The sequence below is a fragment of the Streptomyces sp. NBC_00247 genome, assembly GCF_036188265.1.
Taxonomy (GTDB): domain Bacteria; phylum Actinomycetota; class Actinomycetes; order Streptomycetales; family Streptomycetaceae; genus Streptomyces.
The window spans coordinates 4890033-4908898 of record NZ_CP108093.1 but is presented as its reverse complement, the minus strand read 5'-3'; the positions used below and the strand labels follow the sequence as shown (position 1 = coordinate 4908898).

Sequence of the window (18866 nt, the reverse complement as noted above, 5' to 3'; positions counted from 1 at the left end):
TCATGGACAAAGCAGATGCCGCCCAACTGCTGGGCTACTGCGCCGCATTCGACAACCGCACAGTCGGCCGGGTCGACGCCACCGCATGGGCCGCAGCCCTCCGAGACGTCCCGTGCGACGGTGACGCGCTGGACGCCGTGGCCCGGTACTACGGGACGGCCCCGGAGCGACCCGGCGAGCGGCTGTGGATTCAGCCACACCACGTCCGGGCCGGGCGCCTGGCCATTCGCAAAGAACGGCTCGGCGACACGCTGCCCGCGTACGTCCCCCCTCCCGGCCCGGAGACCGGTGCCGAGTCCGCAGTGCGGCGACGCGCGCAGATCGACGCCGTGGCTACCGGGCGCACCGTGGGTGAGCCGGTCGGCCGGCTGACCGGGCCGCCCCCGCCGGAGTTCGTGGCGGAGCTACGACGACGGTTCGGAGAGTCCGCCGCAATCGGCGCGTACCCGGAGGACGACGAGGAACCGCAGCCGAGCGCGGAGGCGATCGCCGCGGTTCGGCGGCCGGGCCCGCTGGGGGTGGAGTGCCCGCAGTGCGGGGCCGCGATCGGGCGACCGTGCCGAATCGGGTTCCCCTCCGGCGACCGACAGCCGCGTCCGCTGAAGATTCCTCACTCTGCTCGGGCGCGCGTTGCCCGTGGGGAGCCCGCTGGTCTGGAGAGCCCCGAGGAGATCGAGCGGCGCCGAGCAGTGTCGCTCGCCCGACTGGAGCAGATGGTGGCGAACTCGGCGGCGGCGTCATGACGTACCCGCGCACCGAGCGCTCCCGCATCCCGGCTGCGGTCGCTGCGGTCGTGGCCGCAGTCATCGAGGAGAACCCGAGCGCGAGCCCCGACACGATCGGCCGGCTCGCAGTCATCGAGTTGGCCCGCGACGGCTGGCACTGGCACCTCGGGCACCGGCTGCGATGCGCCCCCGCGCGCACTGCCGACTCGTCCAACCCGAACAACCGAACGGTGAACTGATGGAAATTCGCGCAGATATCGCCGCGCTGCTCCGCGACGGCCTCTCCGACGCAGCGATCACTCGCCGTCTCCATGTCTGCAACCGGACGGCGGCCGCCCACCGGCGGGCCCTCGGTATCGCCCCACGCACGCGCGGCCGCGACGCCGCCCCGGACCTCGCGGCTCTCTTCTGGGCGCGCACCCGTCAGGTTGACGGGGGCCATCTGGAATGGACCGGCTACGCCAGCTACACGAACACCCCGTCGGTTCGGTGGAAGGGCACGGTTTACACCGCTTACCGTGTCGCGTTTCGCATTCAGCACGGCCGCGACCCCATCGGGCACGTACGGCCCGGTTGCGAGTACCTGCGGTGCGTCGCCCCCGCCCACGTCGAGGACCGACCGATGCGCGAGCGGCTCCGCGCGCAGATCGACAGCATCTTCCTTATGAAAGGTCGGGCGTCCTAATGCCGATCCGCCCGGAGAACCGCGACCGTTACCCGGCGGGCTGGCCCGCCATCAGCCTCAGCATCCGCCACGGCCGGGCTGCCCTGCGCTGCGAGTGCGTCGGCGAGTGCGGGCGTGGCACCCACACCGGCCGCTGCCCGAACGTCAACGGCGGCCGGGCCTACGGCACGGGATCCCGCGTAGTCCTCACCGTCGCTCACCTCGACCACACCCCAGAAAACTGCGACCCGGCGAACCTGCGGGCCATGTGTCAGGGGTGCCACCTGCACTACGACCGCGACCACCACCGGCATACCGCCGCCGCCACTCGCCGGGCGGCGATCTCCGCCGCCGGCCAACTCGATCTGGAGTCCCTCATGCCCGAGCAGCCTGCGCCCGCGCTGTCTCTGCCGCAGATCACCGTCGCCTGCCCGGGGTGCGGCGCTACCCCGGGGGCGCTGTGCACCAGCCATGGCGGGACCCGCCCGCGGCGGGGCGACGTCCACCAGGCGCGGACCGCCGCGTATCGGGCCGCGCAGACCGCGTGACCCGTACCGCCCACTCAACTCACCTGGAGTACCTGATGACCGAGCCCCGCGCCCTCCCGCACGACCCGTACATCACCGCGGTGGTCGACGCGCTGACCACTGCCGGGGTAGAACCCACCTCGTTGGCTGAGGAGACACCCGACGAGCAGGAGCCCACCCAGCTCCGGTGGGGTCTCGACGACGTCATGTGGGGCGACGACGACACCACCACGATCATGCTGTCCGGGCCCGACGGTGCCCCGTACTGGCTGGAGCTGGACCCGGAGCGGGCCGCCGCACTACGGGACAGCCTGGGCGGTCCGGAGGTGCCCGCCGTGACCGAGGTGCAGCAGCCGACTACCCAGACGGACCTCCCCGACCGGCTGTGTGCCGTCCTCACCGAGCGGTACACGGCGCTGGGCAACCCGGGCTCCGAGATGCGCTACCAGGAGCGAGGCCCCGACGGGTGGCCTGCCTCGCACCCCGTCGGCCCGAACCTGGTGGCCGACGCGCTGCGCGAACTGCTCGCCGACGGCGCGCCGCAGAACGCCCCGACCGCCGCGCCGACGGTCACGACCTACCTCTCCACCCCGTGTGACGCCTGCCGCCACCCCGCGACGTGGCACCGCAACGAGTCCGGGTGCGGAGTTGCCGCGTGCAGTTGCAGCCGGTTCCAGGAGCCCGACGCCTCGACCGAGGAGCCGACCCCGTGACGGCCGCCCTGGTGGCCGCCGCCGCGCTGGCCGCCGGGTACGGGCTCGGCCGATACCGGCCCGGCACCCGCTGCCTCGACTGGGCTGAGGGCGCTCTCGACAAGGGGCGCCGCCACCCCGCGTGGTGGGTCGCGCAGCTCGTCTTCGCGGTGGCACTCGCCTGGACGTGGACCGTGCACCCCCGCCGGAGCGCAGCGAACGTCCGGGCCTGGCGCAAGGACCGCACCGCGCCCACCCCCGTCTACGACCCGAACTGGGCGCAACACCGAACCGAGGAGCCGAAGTGACCGAGCAGCCGACCCTCCGCAACCGGATCCGTCGCGCGATCTGCGAGGCCGAGGGCTTCGCCTGGGACACGGACATGCTGGAACCCGACGAGTACGGGGACCACGCCGACGCGGTCCTCGCCGTCCTGCCCGCACCCGCCGACCGGGCCGCCGAGACGGCGCAACTCGCGGCTGGACTGCGGGCTGCCGCCGACGAGATCGCGGGCATCGACTTCCACCCGAACGCCCGCGCTCGCTCGCTCGACATTGCAACGGGACTCGTGCGCCGCCTCCGCCGCCTGGCCGACGAGGCGCAGCAGCCCGAGGCCGACAGGCAGGAGCTCACCGCCACCCTCGTCATCGGGCGCAGCGACTCCCACTGCGGAGGCTGCGGCAAATCCACCCTGCCCCGCAACACCCACCACCACGACATCTCCGGCTGGACCCCCCGCCCCGGCGAGGGATGCGGCGCCCGCTTCGTAGCCATGCGCAGCGACTCCCGCAGCGTCACCGACGACGTCCTCAAGGACATCCGCCCGGACCTTCCCATCGAGCCGCTGGCCGCGCCCTTGGAGCAGCTCGCCCCCGACCGCTGCCCGGGATTCTGCATCCCCTGCATGACCGACGAGTCCCACGACCCCACCCCGTCCTCGTGATCCTCGCCGCGGTCACCACCGCCGGCCGCGTCTGGCAGTGCGACCAGTGCGGTGGGGCGTGGCGGCCCGAGACACCGGAGCAGCTGCTCGTCGAGCACGAGCAGACCTGCCAGCCCATACCGAAGGAGTTCCGCATGGACCGCATTCCGCTCGACGACCTCACCAGCGACCAGCTCGACGCGCTGTATGCCCGGATCGACACGCTCACCGCGGTCTGCGCGAGCAACAAGCGCGCCTACGTCGGCGCCCTGGAACACGCCGGGGAGGTGGAGGCTGCGACGGGCGCCGTGTACCGCGAGCGCGCCCACCTCGTCGCGTACCTCGCCGCACTCCACCCGTCGCGCATCGGCCACACCGACCCGGCGGCGCCCGAGTACGCCGTCGTCACCGTGGAGACGTCGGCCGGGCAGATGACGTGGCACATCGCGCCCCGCGACATGGACCTCTTCGCGCACGTCCGGGCCACCGCCAGCACCGACCCGGTGTGGGACGGGCACACCACGGAGCAGAAGTACGCGCGGCTCCGCGACCTCACCCAGGGGCACGTCAACGCCACCGAGATCGTTTTCCTCGACGAGGACGACCAGACGGGAACCCAGCCTTGACCAACTACCGCCGCCTGCAACGCACCTGCATGACCGCCGCCGTCGCCCTCGGGCTGCTTGCCCTCGCCGCGCTGCTCACCAACCACATCGGAGTCTTCGGGGTGCTCATCATCGTGAGCGTCCTGGCCGGTGAAGCCTCTGACCGGGCGTACCGCCGTCACCAACTCGCGCGGACCGTGTGCTGCCCTACCTGGGAATCATCCGACCGCACTGTGCACGGCAGGCACTGCACCCGCCGCTCCACCTGAGTACCGCCCCAGCATGACGACGGGGCGCCCCCATCCGGCCAGATGTCCGGGGCGCCCCACGCGGTGTGATCACCCTACGCACCGCAGGAGACGCCCGCCATGAACTACGTCACGACCCGCCCCGTTCGTACCGCCGCCGAGGATCTTCAGCACATCCTCGATCACTGGGAACACCTGCGCGACGCCCTCGACACCGACGGCCCCGGCACCGCATGGCCGCCGTCCCAGCCCGGTGCCGCGTACCTCCGCGCGCTCGACGTCCAGGACGCCGCCGAGGTGTCCGCCGAGCAGTCCCTCGCCGCGGCGGTTGCGCACGCGCTCCACCACCCGCAGCAACTCGTGACGGTCCGGCACGCGAGTGGGCAGCTCTACTACCAGTGTGCGCACTGCGAGCACGTCGGCGAGGGACTCGCGCACCCGGTTCGCGCGGACCGGGACCCGGCGCAGCTCGGCGAACGGCCGGTGCCGATCCGGTTGCACGTCGCCGACGCGTGCCGGGCGATCGAGATCGGCCTCTGCTCCCTCGCCGACTCAATTGCTGAGCGGGACGCCTCCGACCCGGTGGACTGGCACCGCGGGGACCGGGCGCTGCGCACCGCCCCGGTGGCTGCCGGGTGGCTGCTCGGGCGGGTCGGTGCCGGGCCGTGCTGCCCGACGCACTACGCCGAGCAGGAGAGGATCGCCGAGTTCGCGCGGGAGGCGGCGCGCAGGCTCGATCGGGTCCTCGGGATCGGGTACTCCTCGGCGGTACTGCCGATGCCGTGCCCGTGGTGCGCCGGTGATCTGGTGATGCACATGGAGGCCGGGACGGTCACGGCCGTGACGTGCGCTACGGGGCTGATCGACTGTGCGGCGCCCGTGCCGTTCGACATCGACCGGAGGGCGCGGGTGTGGTCGTCGGTCGAGCAGCTCGCGGCGCTGCAGCGGGCGCTGGACGCGGCGGAGCGTGCGCGGGCGGAAGAGGAGCGGCGTGCTCGGCGTACGGAGGATCGGCGCCGGCAGCGGGCGGCGGCGCGGGACCGGGCGGCCGCGGCGTAACGGTCAGGGGGCGGTCGACCATACGTTGGGGCCGCCCCCGCGCCAGTCGATCAGTGCTGACGTCTCGACGTCGTGCTCGTCGATGTCGTCGAGGCCGGCGCGGCGTAGGAACTCGACGATGTCGCGGGTCCCGTGGGCGAGCCCGAGAATCTCACCGTCGATGCGGACGCGGCGGCCGCCGGTCGGCGACGGCGGGTACACGATCACGGGCAGTACGGACATGGTCCGACCCTGCCTGGTCCAGGCCTGATCTGCATCTGGACAGCTGCCGAGCCCCCGCCCACCCGGGCGGGGGCTCGCTGCGTTCTGAGTGAGGCCGCTACTTGGCCAGGTGTGCGGACAGTACTGCGGCCGCCGCGTCGGCGCCGCCTGCTTGCTCGATGAGTTCGCCGAGTTCAGCGGGTACGACGGCCGCCTGCCGCTTCCCGCGGCTGGTGAGGAAGTAGACGCGCCGCAGCAGCCGGACCGAGGCGAGCAGCTCGGAGAGGTTCGCGCGCGCTTCGGCGATCGACTGGTTGGGGGCGTTGGCGTCCATGTCGGCTACTTTACCCATAGGGCTTGATGTACATAAGGGCGCGATGTACATTGAGTGCAAGCAGTCTACGAAGGGGCAGCAGATGGAGACGTACGAAGTTCAGGCGGACGCACGCGGCAAGATCTACCGCCGGACCGAGGACGGCATTGACTCGCACATGACCGTCGCGGACGCGCTCGCCGAGGCAAACGACGCGATGATGGGCGGCCGCTCCAAGGTCCGAGAGATGTCCTCGGGACAGGGACACCACGTCATCGCCTACAAGGACGGCCGCCGGGTCTCGCTCGTCGAGGTCGACGCGCCGGCGCCGGAGGGATTCACGGTGGGGCAGGCGGTCGTCGTCCGTCGCCCCGGCCAGGACCCGATCACCGGCACCGTCGATCACATCCACACCGCACCGGGATACGTGGCCGTGCGCGATGACCGGCACCGCTCCACGTCGACCTACCCCGCATCTTTCGTCTCCGCTGCCGAAGTAGAGGCGGAGGAGAAGCCGGAGGACAGCGCCCCGTGGTCGGTGGCAAGCCACGGGACGCTGCTGCACAAGTTCACCGAAGCCTCCGCGTCCGGCCGGGCGGTCTGCAACCGCAGCTTCCGGCCGTGGCTGTACGGCAACGGGTACGACTTCCGCACGAAGGCCGAGCATCAGGCGTCGACGTACGCGGACCTGTACACCTACTGCACCCGTTGCGACGCCAAGCCGCATCTCTGACCACAACCCGCCCCGCATAGGCAAGCCCACGGCGCCCCCAGCGCCCACGGCGCGCGGTTCGAATCCGCGGCGGGGCACGCAGAAGGGCCCGGCGCTGAAACGCCGAGCCCTCCGCCGGCGGGTGCTGAAACACCCGCCAAGCCGCCCACCCTCAACCTCCACGAAGGGGCAGGCATGCCCGAACCTACCGACCGCACCCAGCCCGACGAAGGGCTGCGCCGGGCCCGCGACACCCAGCCCGACCAGGTCCGCGCCCTGGTCCTCGCCATCGCCGACCGGCTCACCACCTATGTCCCGACCGCCACCATCGCCGAGCCTCGACGCCTTGCCCTCGCCCTGAACACCGCGACGGACACCGCCGGATACCGCACCCCCACCGCCGCCGAGATCGAGCGCGCCCTGCTGCGCCTGATGCCGCCCATCACCGGGCCCATCACCCGCGGCGAGTACGCCCTCCGTCTCCGCGCCGCCGCCGGCCGCCTCACCCCGGCCGAGCGCGTCGCCGAGCTCCACCGCCAGGCCGCCGCCGACTACGCCGCGGCGCAGCCCGCCCGCGCCGGAGCCGCCCGCGACCAGCTCGCCCTCACCCGCGCGCACGCCGCCGACGCGGCTGGCGCCCGGCCGCTCATCCGAGAGGCCTGACCGTGAAGACCCGCACCATCCAGCGGACCCGCCTGGTCCCGCACACCATCGACGGCAAGACCGAGATGGTTCTCGACAAGTACACCGTCGATGTCCCCGTCCCCCCGCGCGACTGGGACCGCCTCGTCCTTACCGCCGTCACCGCCGCCGCCGCGTTCATCGCCGTCGCGTGCATCGCCTGGTCCACCGCCAGCATCGGCGACCTCCTCGACCGGGCCACCATCACCCCGGCCGCGTACGCCGCCGCCGCCGTTTTCGATCTCGTGTGGCTGTCCTGCATGGCCCTGGAGTGGCTTGCCCGGTACGACACCGAGCGCGCCGCCCTTCCCCGCCGTGCCGGGTACGTGGCGCTCGCCATCGCCATGGGCGCCGTCGGCGCGCACGGCTGGATCGCCGACCAGTTCGCCATCGGGCTCGTGGGCGCAGCCGTGTCCGGCCTCGCCAAGAGCATGTGGACCGTGGTGCTGCGCCACCACGCGAAGCCGCTCGACGACCGTACTCAGCAGTGGGTGGACGGGCAGCGCGCCAAGGCTGGCGGGCACCTCGCAATGGTCGCCGTACGCCGCGAGCTCACCCGCGCCGAGGCTCTCGTCGCCGCCGAGCGGGCCGCCGTCTCCGCCGCCTCCGGAGGCGCACCGGAGACTCCGGAGGACGACATGGAGACTCCGGAGAAGGGGGAGCAGCCTCCGGGGACCGGTCCCGCGTTGCCGGTCTCCGGGCCCATGACCATGGCGGATGCCGTCCGGACGGCCCTCTCCTGCGGCATCACCGAACCGGACTCGGTCCTCCGGTACGTCCGGAAGGTCGCCGACGCCAACGCCAAGGAGGAGAGCGTCCTCCGGACTCTCCGGATGGCCCGGAGGTCAGCGTGAACGATCGCCCGATCACCCCGAGCCGGATCATCCCGGCCGGCGCCCCGCTCCCTGACCGGGGCCCGCTCCCGGGGGAGATCCCCCCGTGGTGGCGCACCCCGGCACCGGCCGCGGCTGCACCGCCGGTCCCGCCCCCGCCGCCGATCACCACCGTGCCGCCGCCCGCCCCGGCGCCCGCACCGCTCCCGCCGCAGATGCACGTTCACGTCGTCATGGCGTACGAGCCCGCGCCCGAGCCGACCCGTCGCCAGCGGCTGTGGGCGTGGATCCGCACCATCGGCAAGCCGTGGCAGATCTGTGGCGCCCTCGCCCTCGCTGTGCTCCCGATCCCCGGGGTCGGGTACAGCCTCGCCACGATCTGGGCATACGGCGTCTCCGAGACCCGAGAGACGTGGGGGCAGGGCGCCGGGTACGCCCTCGCCTGTACCCCACTCGTCATCACCGCCATCCGCACCACCAGCAACGGCGGCAACCTCGGCCGCCTGCTGCTCCTCGCCGTGTCGCTCGTCGGCCTCACCGGGGCCATCAACCTTTACGACCCCGTCACCTGGATCACCGGAGTGCGCCCGTGAACACCGCCCAGACCGGAGCCACCCTCGCCGGGTGCGCCCTCGCCCTCGCCATCCTCGGCCTCCAGCTCCGCAAGTGGTGGGTCGGCGGCCGGGCCCTGAAAGACCTGATCCCCACCGTCCAGGGCTTCATCACCGGCGCCCTCGGCACCGCATGCGCCGGAGGCCTCGCTGGGTGGCTTGCCGGGTGCACCCGGCAGGTCGCCTCCGGAGTCGGCGGGAAGGTCATCACGGGTGCCACTGGTACCGATGCCGGCGCGTCGATCGCCTCAGGGTCCGTCGGCACCCTCAGCTCCGAGGGCGGCGTCGTGGTCTTCCTCGTGATGGTGCTCCTCGTCGCCACGTACAAGGCCGCGCCGAAGGAGGAGAAGGGCAAACTGGTGGGTGCGCTCGCCTCCGGGTTCGTCCTCTGTGCCACCGCAGGCGTCGCCGGAATGCTGACCGGCCTGCCCGACCTTGCGAACAGCCTGGGCACGAGTGCCGGGAACATTCTGGCAGGCGCCCTGTGAACCGCCCCGCGAAGAAGAGCACCGAGCACAGCCGGACCGAGCGCGCCGCCCGCACCCTCACCGCCGGACAGCAGCAGCTGCTCCGCGACCTCGCCGACCGCGCGTCCGCGTGGGTGCGTGCCGGCCGCCGCGACGACCTCGAAGGCATCGCCGCTGTCCTCGGCTGCATGCTGCGCCTCGCTGTCCTCGCCGCCGGGGCCTACTGCGGGTGGCGTCTCCTCCGGCACTGGCCGGTGCTCCTCTGGGTCGCCGTCCCCGCCTGGTGCTGGGCGGCGATCCGCGCAATCCCCGACAAGGAGCCCACCCTGACCGAGGAGACCGCGGCGCAGCGTGAGCAGCTCCTCGCCCTGATCCGGACCCTCATCGGCGACCGCCCCGGCGTGCACCTCGCGACCCTCCTGGAGCACCTCCAGCAGCACGGCCACGGGGCCGACTGGACGGTGGCTCTCCTGCGCACCCGGCTGCCACTCCTCGGCGTGCCCGTACGGCGCTCCGTGAAGGTGTCCCGCCGGGTGGCGTACGGGGTGCACCGTGACGACCTCCCGGGCACCGGCCCGGACACCTCCCCGGCCGAGGGCGAGCAGCAGGCCGCGTGACGGTCTACCACCCCCGTCTACCTGGGGTTCTACCACCGCAGCTACCCCGATCTACCGGCTGATCTACCGCCGGTCTACCCATCACCAGGAGCACCTGATGAGCGACATCGACCGCCGCATGGCCGAGGCGCAGCAGGCCGAGACGGACGGCCGGTACCGCGAGGCCGCCCACCTCTACAACCGGCTCGGCAAGGACATCCAGGCACGGCACGGGCGGTACGACCCGCAGGCGCTCGACGCCTTCGAGGGCGTGGCCCGCGCGATCCGCAAGGGCTCCAGCACAGCCTGACGGCTGCCCGATCCGCCCGTCCCGCACGGGCGGTGAGGGGAGCCGGACAGCCCGGCACCCGCACAGCACGGAGGGCTCCATGCCCCGCATCTCCTACCTGATCCACAACGCCGAGACCGGACGCCGCCTGAGCATCGGCACCACCGACACCGACCAGCCCCCCGCGGACCTGGCCGCCGACCTCGTCCAACGCAACCGGACCGAACACTCCTACTACACCGGGCCGCGCACCTGCTGGATCTGGGCGCCCGCCGACGAGAGCCTCGCCCACCTGGAGACCGCCCCGGCCGCAGCCCAGCGCTTCGACCTCTGATCTCACGCCCCGAGCTCTCGATGCCTCGCCGCCGCTCGGCTGCGGGGCATCGCCGCGTTCCAGCCCCGCGGCCCCTCCCAGGCCGCCACCATGAACCCATGACCGACGACACCGCGTACACCACCGTCGAACTCCACGGCGGCCCCCTCGACGGCTCCACCGCCCCGGTGACCCTCGACGGCGACGAACAGTGGACCGCGATCATCACGGACGGCTGCGCCTACCGCGGCGGCCGGAGCGTCTACGCCTCGGACGCGGCCGGCCGGTGGGTATGGCAGGGCGACGTACCGTGGGACGCCATGTAGCAACTCGGTCACCACAGCACAACAGCCCAAGCTCAATCACCGCGAACCCCACACACCACAGACACCCGTCCGACATGATGGCCCCTCACACGCACACCCAGGGGGGACCACCATGCGCCGCACCGCCACCACCACACTCGCCGCCGCCGGACTACTGCTCGCACTCACCGGCTGCCAAGACGAGATCACGACCAAGCCGAGTAAGACCGCCCCGGCCGCCACCGCCCCGGCCGCCGAGGACCCCACCACCGCGCCTGACCCGGAGCCCACCAAGGACGCGCCCGCGGCCGTCGGCGACACCATCACCCTCACGGGCTCCGACGACGACCTGAAGGTCGACGCCACCCTCAAGAAGTGGATCACCAACGCCAAGTCGTCCGACGAGTACTTCGGGCCGGAGGACGGCAAGATCTGGGTCGCCGCTCAGTTCGAGCTCACCAACACGGGCACGGTGCCGTACGCCGACAGTCCGTCGAACGGGGCGCAGGTCGCCGACGCGGACGGGCAGCGTTTCCAGGCGACGTTCGGCGACGTCACGGCCGGCCCGTCGATGACGTCCGACGCGAAGGTCCCGCCGGGCGAGAAGGTCTTGGGCTGGATCGTGTTCGAGGTGCCGAAGGCGTCGAAGGTCCAGACGGTGCAGTTCGCGCTCGACAGCGGGTTCGCCGACAAGACGGGGCAGTGGAACGTTTCCTGACCCGTCCATTGTCTCGATAGGGTCACGATTCCAGGCGGCGTGACAGCCCAGAATCACGCCCAGTGCCACAACAGAGCCCTCGGATCACCGGTCCGAGGGCTCTCGCATGTCCCCACGGACCGACACGGGCTCCGCTCGCCCCACGGACGTCGCGTACGGGATCGCGCGCGAATCGAAGACGAATCGAAGACGGATCGCGTGCGAAACGACGGCGAATCGAGTGCGATTGCACATCGAATCGAAACCCATCCTCGCAGGTCAGCGCGTTTTGTCCCCAGGGGACTCCCCAGGGACTCGCGCGCGCGGGGTCCCTTACCCTGCCCTACCACTACCTATCGGGGGCTGACGCAGAGAGAGATCCACAGGTAGTTGACGGGCGCGACCACGAGCACGCTCTCTCTCCCTCCCCAGCACGACTTGACGCCGCCCCGCCCCATGTCGCAAGATCGGCAGCAGTTCCGCATGCCCGGAAACACCCTGGAAACAGAAGCCGCCCCGCCACCGAGCGGGGCATCGCCATTTCCGAACCCCTAGGCATCACCCACGACCAGCGGCATCACCGCCGCCGAGCAACCACCCCGACACCAGAACGATGCCCCCCGGTGCCACACCCCCGGGGGGCATCGGCATACCCCCCGCCGAGAGGTGCCCCCCGTCATGCGCGTACACCTCACCGACGGCACCCGCCAGGTAGACATCAGAACCGACTCCGGCGAGCGCGTCACCCTCGACCGCCTCGAAGCATCCGCCCTCCGACTGTTCGCCGCACTTGACCACGAGCCAGCCGCCGACGAGCAGCGCACACCCATCGGGTTCACACCACAGCTCACCCTCGACGGCGTCTCGCTCGACTCGGCCATCGAACGATCCGACCAAGACGACGAGCAGTACGTCGACCCCGAGGACGACCGCGCATGAGCGGGCAGTGGGCCGACAGCACGAGACGCGACGAACTGCCAGCGGACTGGTACACCGTCATCCGCCCGTACGTGCTGCACCGTGACGAGCACCGGTGCCGGTGGCGCGAGGGCCGGATCATCTGCGGACACCACGCCAACCAGGTCGACCACATCGTGCCCGGCAGCGACCACCGGTACGAGAACCTGCAGGCTCTGTGCGAGCACCACCACGCGATCAAGTCCAGCCGCGAGGGGAACGCCGCCAGATGGCGCGAGAGGGCCAAACGGCCACCCGAACGACACCCAGGACTCATCTGGCCGTGAACGCGCGGGAGATGAGCGCACAGAACGCCCGAGGGGTGGGGGGTGACTCCCCCTCCCCACCCCCCGCGTCGCTCGGGAGGTGCTGCGGGGCTGGTTCTGTACGGGTCTGGGGAAAACGGCCACGTGGGGGCACGTGGGCGGTCCGCTGGCGGGCGGACGGAGGTGCGGCGGGCTGATTCGATGGCGAGCGGGCGAGGGTCCGCAGATCGCCTCTCAGTCCGCCGTCACTCCGGTACGAGACCGATACACGCAGGTCAGAGCGCTAAAAGCGTACGCTGCTGTAGACTGGCCCCATGACGACGAGCCGCTGCTGCGAGCACTGCGAGGGCCCGATGCCGCTCACGGCTCGGCGGCACGCGCGGTTCTGTGCGGCACGTTGCCGAGCAGCCGCTGCTCGCCGCCGGCGGACGGTCCCGGCCGAGCTCACCCGCCGGCCTCGCTGGATCCGGCACAGCGCCCGTAAGGTCCCCCTCACTGTGGGCGGTTCGGTGGCGAGCAGCACGGACCCGGCGACCTGGTCGCGCCACCGCGACGCCGCGGCGAGCAGCGCGGGCGCCGGGCTCGGGTTCGTCCTCGATGGCGACGGCGTCGTGTGCCTCGACCTCGATCACTGCCTCGACCAGGACGGCGCCCCGCTGCCGTGGGCACAGACGATCCTCGCGGCCGCCGACGGCACGTGGGTCGAGGTGTCCCGGTCCGGTGACGGGCTGCACGTGTGGGGGCTCGGCTCGCTGGAGTCCGGCAGGCGCATCACTTTCCACGGCGGGTCGGTCGAGCTGTACGCCGACGGCCGGTACATCGCAGTGACCGGGGCGACGTTCGGCGACACGCCTCGCCGCCTCGGCGACCTGCAGCACGTAATCGACGCTCTGCTGTAGCGCCCCGACACGGGTTTGCTGCGGCGCACCCGACACGGGAGGTACAGCCATGGCACGTCTGCAGATCCTCGAACTGCCCGAGGGGCCCGATGACACGCGGCCGCCGTTCGTTCTGGTCGTCGACGAGAGCGCGCCGCAGCGCGTCATCATCGGCATGGATTACGGCCGGGTGCGTGACCACTGGCAGGACGCCGCCGATCGGATCGGCGCGCGCGGCGCGATCGTCACCGCCGAGACGGTCGAGATCCCGGCGAACGATGTGTCGGTCGAGTTCCGCGAAGGTGTGCAGCAGCACCTCGGCGAGATGTACGAGACAGCTCGGCGGTCGTTGTCGGAGTCGGAGACGCTCGGGCACACGCTGCTGCAGCGCGCCGAGAACGCCGAGGGGCGCTCGCGGGCCATGGAGGTACAGCGGGACCGCGCCAACCGTCGCGCCGAGCAGGCCGAGGCCGGAAGGGTCGCCGCCGACAACGTGCTGCGGGCGGTGTGCGAGGTGTTCGGCGGCCCCCATCAGGATCCGGTGGTGAAGGCGCGCGAGACTCTGGCTCGGGCCGGGCAGGCCGAGGACAAGATGCTGGCGCTCGTCGAGGCGCAGCAGCGTGAACTCGTCGACCGCATGGACGAGATCACGGAAGCGCTCGGGCTCGACCAACTGCGCGACTGGGGCGAGATCGCGACGGCTGCCAAGCGAGTACGTGACGGCGGGCACCTCTTCGGCGAGCCGGGCCACTGCGACCCGCAGCACTGCACAGCTTGTGGTGTCGACCGCGGAGCATGGATCAGCGGGAACGACCGGCGGACCTGCCGCGAGATCGCCGCGAGGGGGCTCTGATGGCAGGTATGGGGCCGGCCCCCAAGCCGAACGGTAGGAAGGCACGGCGGAACGCCGACGCGATCCCGCAGACCGTGCTCAGGTGGGAGCGCGCCGAGGCGCCCGAGCTGCCCGACTTCCGGGTCGAGCGCGACGGGCAGCTCGTCGAGTTCGTGTGGCCCGAGCGGACTCGCGAGTGGTGGCAGATGTGGATCGACTCGCCGCAGTCGGATCACTTCGGTACGTCCGACTGGCAGTACCTGCTCGACACCGCCCTGATCCATGCCCGGCTGTGGCGGGGTGATCTGTCGGCGGCCGGCGAGCTGCGGCTGCGCGTTGCGGCGTTCGGTGCGACGCCGGCGGACCGGGCGCGGCTGCGCATGGTGTTCGCCGAGGCGGACGGCGCCGACGGGGGCAGCGGCCGGTCGGGCGGTCCGTCCGCGAAAGAGCGGTACGGGGCGGCGACGCTGCGATCGCTGCCGGGCGGGAAGTCCTCGGCCGCCGAGGAGTAGGGGGCCGGTATGCCGTGGCGCGGCCCCGAGTTCGAGGGCGAGCGCCCCACGCTCGGTTGGTACGTCCTCGACTGGATGATCGAGAATCTCGCGCAGCCCGGCCGGGACGACGGCGAGCCCTTCCTGCCGACGCAGGAACAGGCCGATTTTCTGTGCGCGTACTACGAACTGCACCCGGTGACCGGCAAGCGCCTCATTCACCGCGGGCTGCTCAGTCGGCCCCGAGGGTGGGGCAAGAGCCCGTTTGTCGGGGCGATCGCGCTCGCCGAGGCGTGCGCCGACGTCGTGCCGGACGGTTTCGACGCGTACGGCGAGCCGATCGGCCGGCCGTGGCACTCGATCCGTACGCCGCTCGTCCGCATTGCCGCGGTGACCGAGCAGCAGACCGACAACACGTGGGTGCCGCTGCTGGAGATGGCGCGCGGCGGGTCGCTGTCGACCGACTACGGGCTCGATGTCCTCGACACCGTGATCTACCTGCCGCGCGGCGAGATCTCCCCGATCACGTCGTCGGCGACGAGCGTCAAGGGCGACCCCGCTTGCTTCGCGTCGCTCGACCAGACAGAGGAGTGGAAGGAGTCGAACGGCGGGCTCAAGCTCGCGAAGACCCTGCGGTTCAACGCGACCAAGCTCGGCGGGTCGATCATCGAGACGCCGAACGCCTACACCCCGGGCGAGGGGTCCGTCGCGGAGAACTCGGCGGCGGACTATCAGGCGATCATTGATGGTCGGTCGCGGGCGCGCGGCATCCTGGTCGACCACCGGGAGGCGCCGCCCGAGACGGACATGACCGACGAGCAGTCGCTCGTCGCCGGGCTGCGGTACGCGTACGGGGACAGCAGCGACCACCCCGACGGGTGCGTGCTGCACGCCCCGCCGTGTGCGCCGGGATGGTCGCCGATCGAGGGGATCACCGGCGCGTTCTGGGACACGTCGAACGAGCCGCAGGATCTGCGCGCTGACTTCCTGAACCAGATCACGCACGCGTCCGACGCGTGGCTGTCGCAGCCGGAGGTGCGCGCGGCGACGGACCTTGACCGGGCGGTCGAGGTCGGCGACCGGATCGTGCTCGGGTTCGACGGCTCACGGAAGCGGTCGCGTGGGGTGACCGACGCGACGGCGCTGATCGGCTGCCGACTCAGCGACGGGCACCTGTTCACGCTCGGCGTGTGGGAGCAGCCGAAAGGGTGGAAGCCGCCCCCGGGCGAGCCCGGTGAGGGTTGGCAGGTGCCGGTCGTCGAGGTGCTCGCGAAGGTGCACGAGACGTTCGACCGGTACGACGTGATTGGGTTCTACGCCGACCCGGCGAAATGGGAATCGCACGTGGCCGACTGGGAAGCGGCGTACGGACCGCGGCTCAAGGTGCAGTCGACCCGGAACCACCCGGTCGAATGGTGGATGACCGGCGGCCGGTCGACGCTGATCGTTCGGGCGCTGGAGAAATTTCACACGGCGCTCGTCGAGTGCGAGCTCACCCTCGACGGGTCCTCGGCGCTCGTGCGGCATCTACTCAACTCCCGGCGCCGCAAGACGCGCAGCGGGATTCAGATCATGAAGGCGAACCCGGACAGCCCGGACAAGATCGACGCCGCTGTCGCTGCTGTCCTCGCGTGGCAGTGCCGCCTCGACGCGATCGCGAAAGGCATCACCGCCGAGGCCGAGGAAATGGGCGGCTTCACGTTCTGACAGCCCGAGAGGGGGCGACGTGCTCGACGAGACACCGGAGATCGACAACCCCGACTTCTGGCTGCTGCGCCTCGGTCGGCGGATGCGGCGGCGCGAGCGGGTGCTCGACGAGTGGTGGCGCTACTACAAGGGGCGGCCGCCGCTGCCGGAGCTGCCGAAGAACGCGCAGCAGGCGTTCCTCGACTTCCAGCGCAAGGCCAGGACGAACGTGTGCCAGGTGATCGCGAACGCGTCGGTCCACCGGCTCACCGCGCTCGGCGTCACGGGCCCGGACGGCGAGCCGGACCCGGACGCGTCGCGGTGGTGGCAGCAGAACCGGCTCGACTCGCGGCAGAAGCTCGTGTGGCGTCTGGCGATGTCGCAGAGCGTCGGGTACATGCTCGTCGGCGAGCACCCCATCCGAACGGAGGAGAACGGTCGGCCGTCGCCGCTCGTGACCGCAGAGCACCCGCGCGAGTGCATCGTCGAGTACGACCCCGAGACCGGCGAGCCGCTCGTCGGGCTGAAGGCGTTCCCGTCCGACATCGACGGCTACGGGTACGCGGTCGTGTTCTTCGACGACGCCCGCTTTCGGTACCGGACGACGGAGCGGTGCGGCAGTCGGCTGCCGTGGGGGCCCGACTCATGGGTGCCGGTCGGCGGCGACCAGGGTGAGTCGCACGATCTCGGCATGCTGCAGCTCGTGGAGTTCGCCCGCATGCCCGATCTAGGCGAGGACCCCGAGCCCGAGTTCGCCGGAGTTATCGACATCCAAGATCGTTTGAACCTTGGGGTGTTGAACCGGATGGCGACGAGCCGCAACGCGGGGTTCCCGCAGAAGTGGATCCGCGGCCACAAGTTCGCGAAGAAGAAGGACCCGGTGACCGGGCTCGTCGTCGTCGAGCAGCCGTTCGTGCCGGGCCCGTCGGCGGTGTGGGCGTCCGAGGGTGAGAATGCGCAGTTCGGGCAGCTCGCCGCGGCGGACTTGAGCGGGTTCCTGAAAGAGCACGAGTCGGATGTGCGCGACGCTCTGCTGCTGTCGCAGACGCCCGTGTACTACTACGCGGGCGATCTGGTGAATATCTCGGCGGACACGATCGGCGCGCTCGACATCCTGCACGTGGCCAAGATCCGCGAGCACATCGCGGTGTTCGGCGAGGGCATGGAGTCGGTCATGTCGCTCTGCGCCGCGCAGGCCGGCGTGCCCGAGGACTACGTCGAAGCCGAAGTGCGTTGGGCGAACCCGGCGCACGCGTCCCTTGCGGTCAAGGCCGACGCCGCGACCAAGCTCAAGAGCATCGGGTACCCCCTCGACGTCATCGCCGAAGAGATGGGCGAGACGCCCGCCATGGTCCGCCGGATCACGGCAGGCGCGGCGTCGCAGGCGCTGCTCGCCGCGTCGCTGCTCCCGGCACCCGGCGCGGCGCCGACGGCGGGCAACCTGCCGGACGACTCTGGCGCGGGCGGGGCGCTCGATGGGTGAGGCGCTGCAGGCTGCGCTCGGCGAGCGGTTCGACGCGCTCTCCGAGTCGCTGCGGACCCGGCTGATCACGTTCGTGCTGAACGCGTTCGACACCCTCGGCGACTACCGGGACTCCGACGCAGCGGTGTTCATCGAGCGGGTGCTGCCCGTTGTGCTGGGCGTGCAGGCCCAGATGGGCCAGATCACCGACGCGTACCTCACGGCGATGATCGCGGACATGATGGGCGGCGCCGCGGCACCGGCCGGGGCCGCCCTGCCCGAGGCGCTGCGCGGCGTCGATCCGGCCACGGTGTATCACCGGCCGTTCGTGCAGATGCGCACGGCCCTCGCGCGCGGGCACGACTACGTCGACGCGCTGGCGCAGGGACGCACGCGGCTGCTCAGCATCACCGAGACCGATCTGCAGCTCGCCCGTACGCACGCCGCCCGGCAGTCGATGGGCCGCGGAGGCGTGAAGTTCTTCCGCCGCGAGCTGCGGGGTACGAAGAACTGCGCGTTGTGCGTGATCGCCTCGACGCAGCGGTACCGGGTCGAGAACCTGATGCCGATCCATCCGGGCTGCCACTGCCGACCCGAGCCGCTGCCGGGCGACCGCGACCCCGGGCCCGTCATCGACGAGGCGCTGCTGCAGGAGGCACACGACGCGATCGCCCGCGACCTCGGCGAGTCCGACCGCGGCGGCCGCGCCCCCGATTACCGGCAGGTGATCATCACGCGCGAGCACGGCGAGATCGGTCCGCTGCTCGCGGTTCGCCGACAGAACTTCACGGGCCCGGACGACATCCCGGCCGCGTGATGACCGGCGCCGACACG

30 protein-coding genes are annotated in these 18866 nt (G+C 71.6%); 28 read left to right on the top strand and 2 right to left on the bottom strand.

Features of this window, described 5'->3' with window-relative positions; translation table 11 throughout:
- The first annotated feature begins 2 nt into the window (after positions 1-2).
- The 10 genes from OHT52_RS21285 to OHT52_RS21240 all read left to right on the top strand — a co-directional run bounded on the left by OHT52_RS21285 (position 3) and on the right by OHT52_RS21240 (position 5442).
- Positions 3-743, top strand: a complete 741-nt coding sequence (locus OHT52_RS21285) for a zinc finger domain-containing protein (protein WP_328721770.1) — start codon at positions 3-5, stop codon at positions 741-743.
- Positions 740-964: a hypothetical protein gene (locus tag OHT52_RS21280; protein ID WP_328721769.1), complete on the top strand. Its 225-nt coding sequence runs from the start codon at positions 740-742 to the stop codon at positions 962-964. The genes OHT52_RS21285 and OHT52_RS21280 overlap by 4 nt, the downstream gene beginning before the upstream one ends.
- Complete coding sequence (locus OHT52_RS21275) at positions 964-1410, top strand: hypothetical protein (RefSeq protein ID WP_328721768.1); 447 nt, start codon at positions 964-966, stop codon at positions 1408-1410. Before OHT52_RS21280 ends, OHT52_RS21275 begins: the two co-directional genes overlap by 1 nt.
- A complete protein-coding gene (locus tag OHT52_RS21270) occupies positions 1410-1937 on the top strand; it encodes a zinc finger domain-containing protein (protein WP_328721767.1) in 528 nt (175 codons plus the stop codon). Before OHT52_RS21275 ends, OHT52_RS21270 begins: the two co-directional genes overlap by 1 nt.
- Before the next feature lie 35 nt (positions 1938-1972).
- Entirely contained in the window at positions 1973-2629 is a 657-nt protein-coding gene (locus OHT52_RS21265; RefSeq protein ID WP_328721766.1) for a hypothetical protein, read from the top strand.
- Positions 2626-2916: a hypothetical protein gene (locus OHT52_RS21260; protein ID WP_328721765.1), complete on the top strand. Its 291-nt coding sequence runs from the start codon at positions 2626-2628 to the stop codon at positions 2914-2916. Before OHT52_RS21265 ends, OHT52_RS21260 begins: the two co-directional genes overlap by 4 nt.
- Complete coding sequence (locus OHT52_RS21255; RefSeq protein ID WP_328721764.1) at positions 2913-3551, top strand: hypothetical protein; 639 nt, start codon at positions 2913-2915, stop codon at positions 3549-3551. Before OHT52_RS21260 ends, OHT52_RS21255 begins: the two co-directional genes overlap by 4 nt.
- Entirely contained in the window at positions 3548-4156 is a 609-nt protein-coding gene (locus OHT52_RS21250; protein WP_328721763.1) for a WDGH domain-containing protein, read from the top strand. The genes OHT52_RS21255 and OHT52_RS21250 overlap by 4 nt, the downstream gene beginning before the upstream one ends.
- Positions 4153-4404 (top strand): hypothetical protein, encoded by a 252-nt coding sequence (locus tag OHT52_RS21245; protein ID WP_328721762.1) that lies wholly within the window; start codon positions 4153-4155, stop codon positions 4402-4404. The genes OHT52_RS21250 and OHT52_RS21245 overlap by 4 nt, the downstream gene beginning before the upstream one ends.
- 99 nt (positions 4405-4503) lie before the next feature.
- On the top strand, positions 4504-5442 hold the full coding sequence (locus tag OHT52_RS21240; protein ID WP_328721761.1) for a hypothetical protein: 939 nt from the start codon (positions 4504-4506) through the stop codon (positions 5440-5442).
- A gap of 3 nt (positions 5443-5445) precedes the next feature.
- Here the strand turns inward: OHT52_RS21240 and OHT52_RS21235 are convergent, their stop codons facing one another.
- A complete protein-coding gene (locus tag OHT52_RS21235) occupies positions 5446-5664 on the bottom strand; it encodes a hypothetical protein (protein ID WP_328721760.1) in 219 nt (72 codons plus the stop codon).
- Positions 5665-5761: 97 nt separating this feature from the next.
- Positions 5762-5977, bottom strand: a complete 216-nt coding sequence (locus OHT52_RS21230) for a type II toxin-antitoxin system prevent-host-death family antitoxin (RefSeq protein ID WP_328721759.1) — start codon at positions 5975-5977, stop codon at positions 5762-5764.
- Positions 5978-6059: 82 nt separating this feature from the next.
- On the opposite strand from OHT52_RS21230, the gene OHT52_RS21225 reads away from it, so the two are divergent.
- The 18 genes from OHT52_RS21225 to OHT52_RS21140 all read left to right on the top strand — a co-directional run bounded on the left by OHT52_RS21225 (position 6060) and on the right by OHT52_RS21140 (position 18849).
- The gene (locus OHT52_RS21225; protein ID WP_328721758.1) at positions 6060-6689 is read left to right on the top strand and encodes a hypothetical protein; all 630 of its coding nucleotides are present in this window, start codon (positions 6060-6062) and stop codon (positions 6687-6689) included.
- A gap of 174 nt (positions 6690-6863) precedes the next feature.
- Positions 6864-7331 (top strand): hypothetical protein, encoded by a 468-nt coding sequence (locus OHT52_RS21220; protein ID WP_328721757.1) that lies wholly within the window; start codon positions 6864-6866, stop codon positions 7329-7331.
- Positions 7332-7333: 2 nt separating this feature from the next.
- Complete coding sequence (locus OHT52_RS21215; protein WP_328721756.1) at positions 7334-8203, top strand: protein transporter Sec31; 870 nt, start codon at positions 7334-7336, stop codon at positions 8201-8203.
- Positions 8200-8775 (top strand): hypothetical protein, encoded by a 576-nt coding sequence (locus OHT52_RS21210; RefSeq protein WP_328721755.1) that lies wholly within the window; start codon positions 8200-8202, stop codon positions 8773-8775. The genes OHT52_RS21215 and OHT52_RS21210 overlap by 4 nt, the downstream gene beginning before the upstream one ends.
- The gene (locus OHT52_RS21205) at positions 8772-9281 is read left to right on the top strand and encodes a hypothetical protein (RefSeq protein WP_328721754.1); all 510 of its coding nucleotides are present in this window, start codon (positions 8772-8774) and stop codon (positions 9279-9281) included. Before OHT52_RS21210 ends, OHT52_RS21205 begins: the two co-directional genes overlap by 4 nt.
- Positions 9278-9877: a hypothetical protein gene (locus tag OHT52_RS21200; protein ID WP_328721753.1), complete on the top strand. Its 600-nt coding sequence runs from the start codon at positions 9278-9280 to the stop codon at positions 9875-9877. The genes OHT52_RS21205 and OHT52_RS21200 overlap by 4 nt, the downstream gene beginning before the upstream one ends.
- 97 nt (positions 9878-9974) lie before the next feature.
- Positions 9975-10166 carry a hypothetical protein gene (locus tag OHT52_RS21195; RefSeq protein ID WP_328721752.1) on the top strand — a complete coding sequence of 64 codons (192 nt, stop codon included), beginning with the start codon at positions 9975-9977 and terminating at the stop codon, positions 10164-10166.
- Positions 10167-10245: 79 nt separating this feature from the next.
- A complete protein-coding gene (locus OHT52_RS21190; protein WP_328721751.1) occupies positions 10246-10479 on the top strand; it encodes a hypothetical protein in 234 nt (77 codons plus the stop codon).
- A gap of 98 nt (positions 10480-10577) precedes the next feature.
- Positions 10578-10784, top strand: a complete 207-nt coding sequence (locus tag OHT52_RS21185; protein ID WP_328721750.1) for a hypothetical protein — start codon at positions 10578-10580, stop codon at positions 10782-10784.
- Positions 10785-10896: 112 nt separating this feature from the next.
- A complete protein-coding gene (locus tag OHT52_RS21180) occupies positions 10897-11481 on the top strand; it encodes a DUF4352 domain-containing protein (RefSeq protein WP_328721749.1) in 585 nt (194 codons plus the stop codon).
- Positions 11482-12138: 657 nt separating this feature from the next.
- Positions 12139-12399, top strand: coding sequence for a hypothetical protein (locus OHT52_RS21175; RefSeq protein WP_328721748.1), 261 nt, complete (start codon positions 12139-12141; stop codon positions 12397-12399).
- Entirely contained in the window at positions 12396-12704 is a 309-nt protein-coding gene (locus OHT52_RS21170) for an HNH endonuclease (protein ID WP_328721747.1), read from the top strand. The genes OHT52_RS21175 and OHT52_RS21170 overlap by 4 nt, the downstream gene beginning before the upstream one ends.
- Positions 12705-12997: 293 nt before the next feature.
- Positions 12998-13582 carry a bifunctional DNA primase/polymerase gene (locus OHT52_RS21165; protein WP_328721746.1) on the top strand — a complete coding sequence of 195 codons (585 nt, stop codon included), beginning with the start codon at positions 12998-13000 and terminating at the stop codon, positions 13580-13582.
- 49 nt (positions 13583-13631) lie between these two features.
- Positions 13632-14414, top strand: a complete 783-nt coding sequence (locus OHT52_RS21160; protein WP_328721745.1) for a hypothetical protein — start codon at positions 13632-13634, stop codon at positions 14412-14414.
- Entirely contained in the window at positions 14414-14905 is a 492-nt protein-coding gene (locus OHT52_RS21155) for a phage terminase small subunit (RefSeq protein WP_328721744.1), read from the top strand. Before OHT52_RS21160 ends, OHT52_RS21155 begins: the two co-directional genes overlap by 1 nt.
- A 9-nt stretch (positions 14906-14914) precedes the next feature.
- On the top strand, positions 14915-16591 hold the full coding sequence (locus tag OHT52_RS21150) for a terminase (RefSeq protein WP_328721743.1): 1677 nt from the start codon (positions 14915-14917) through the stop codon (positions 16589-16591).
- A 19-nt stretch (positions 16592-16610) separates the two neighbouring features.
- Complete coding sequence (locus OHT52_RS21145) at positions 16611-18053, top strand: phage portal protein (RefSeq protein ID WP_328721742.1); 1443 nt, start codon at positions 16611-16613, stop codon at positions 18051-18053.
- Positions 18046-18849, top strand: a complete 804-nt coding sequence (locus tag OHT52_RS21140) for a hypothetical protein (protein ID WP_328721741.1) — start codon at positions 18046-18048, stop codon at positions 18847-18849. The genes OHT52_RS21145 and OHT52_RS21140 overlap by 8 nt, the downstream gene beginning before the upstream one ends.
- The last annotated feature ends 17 nt before the right edge of the window (positions 18850-18866 follow it).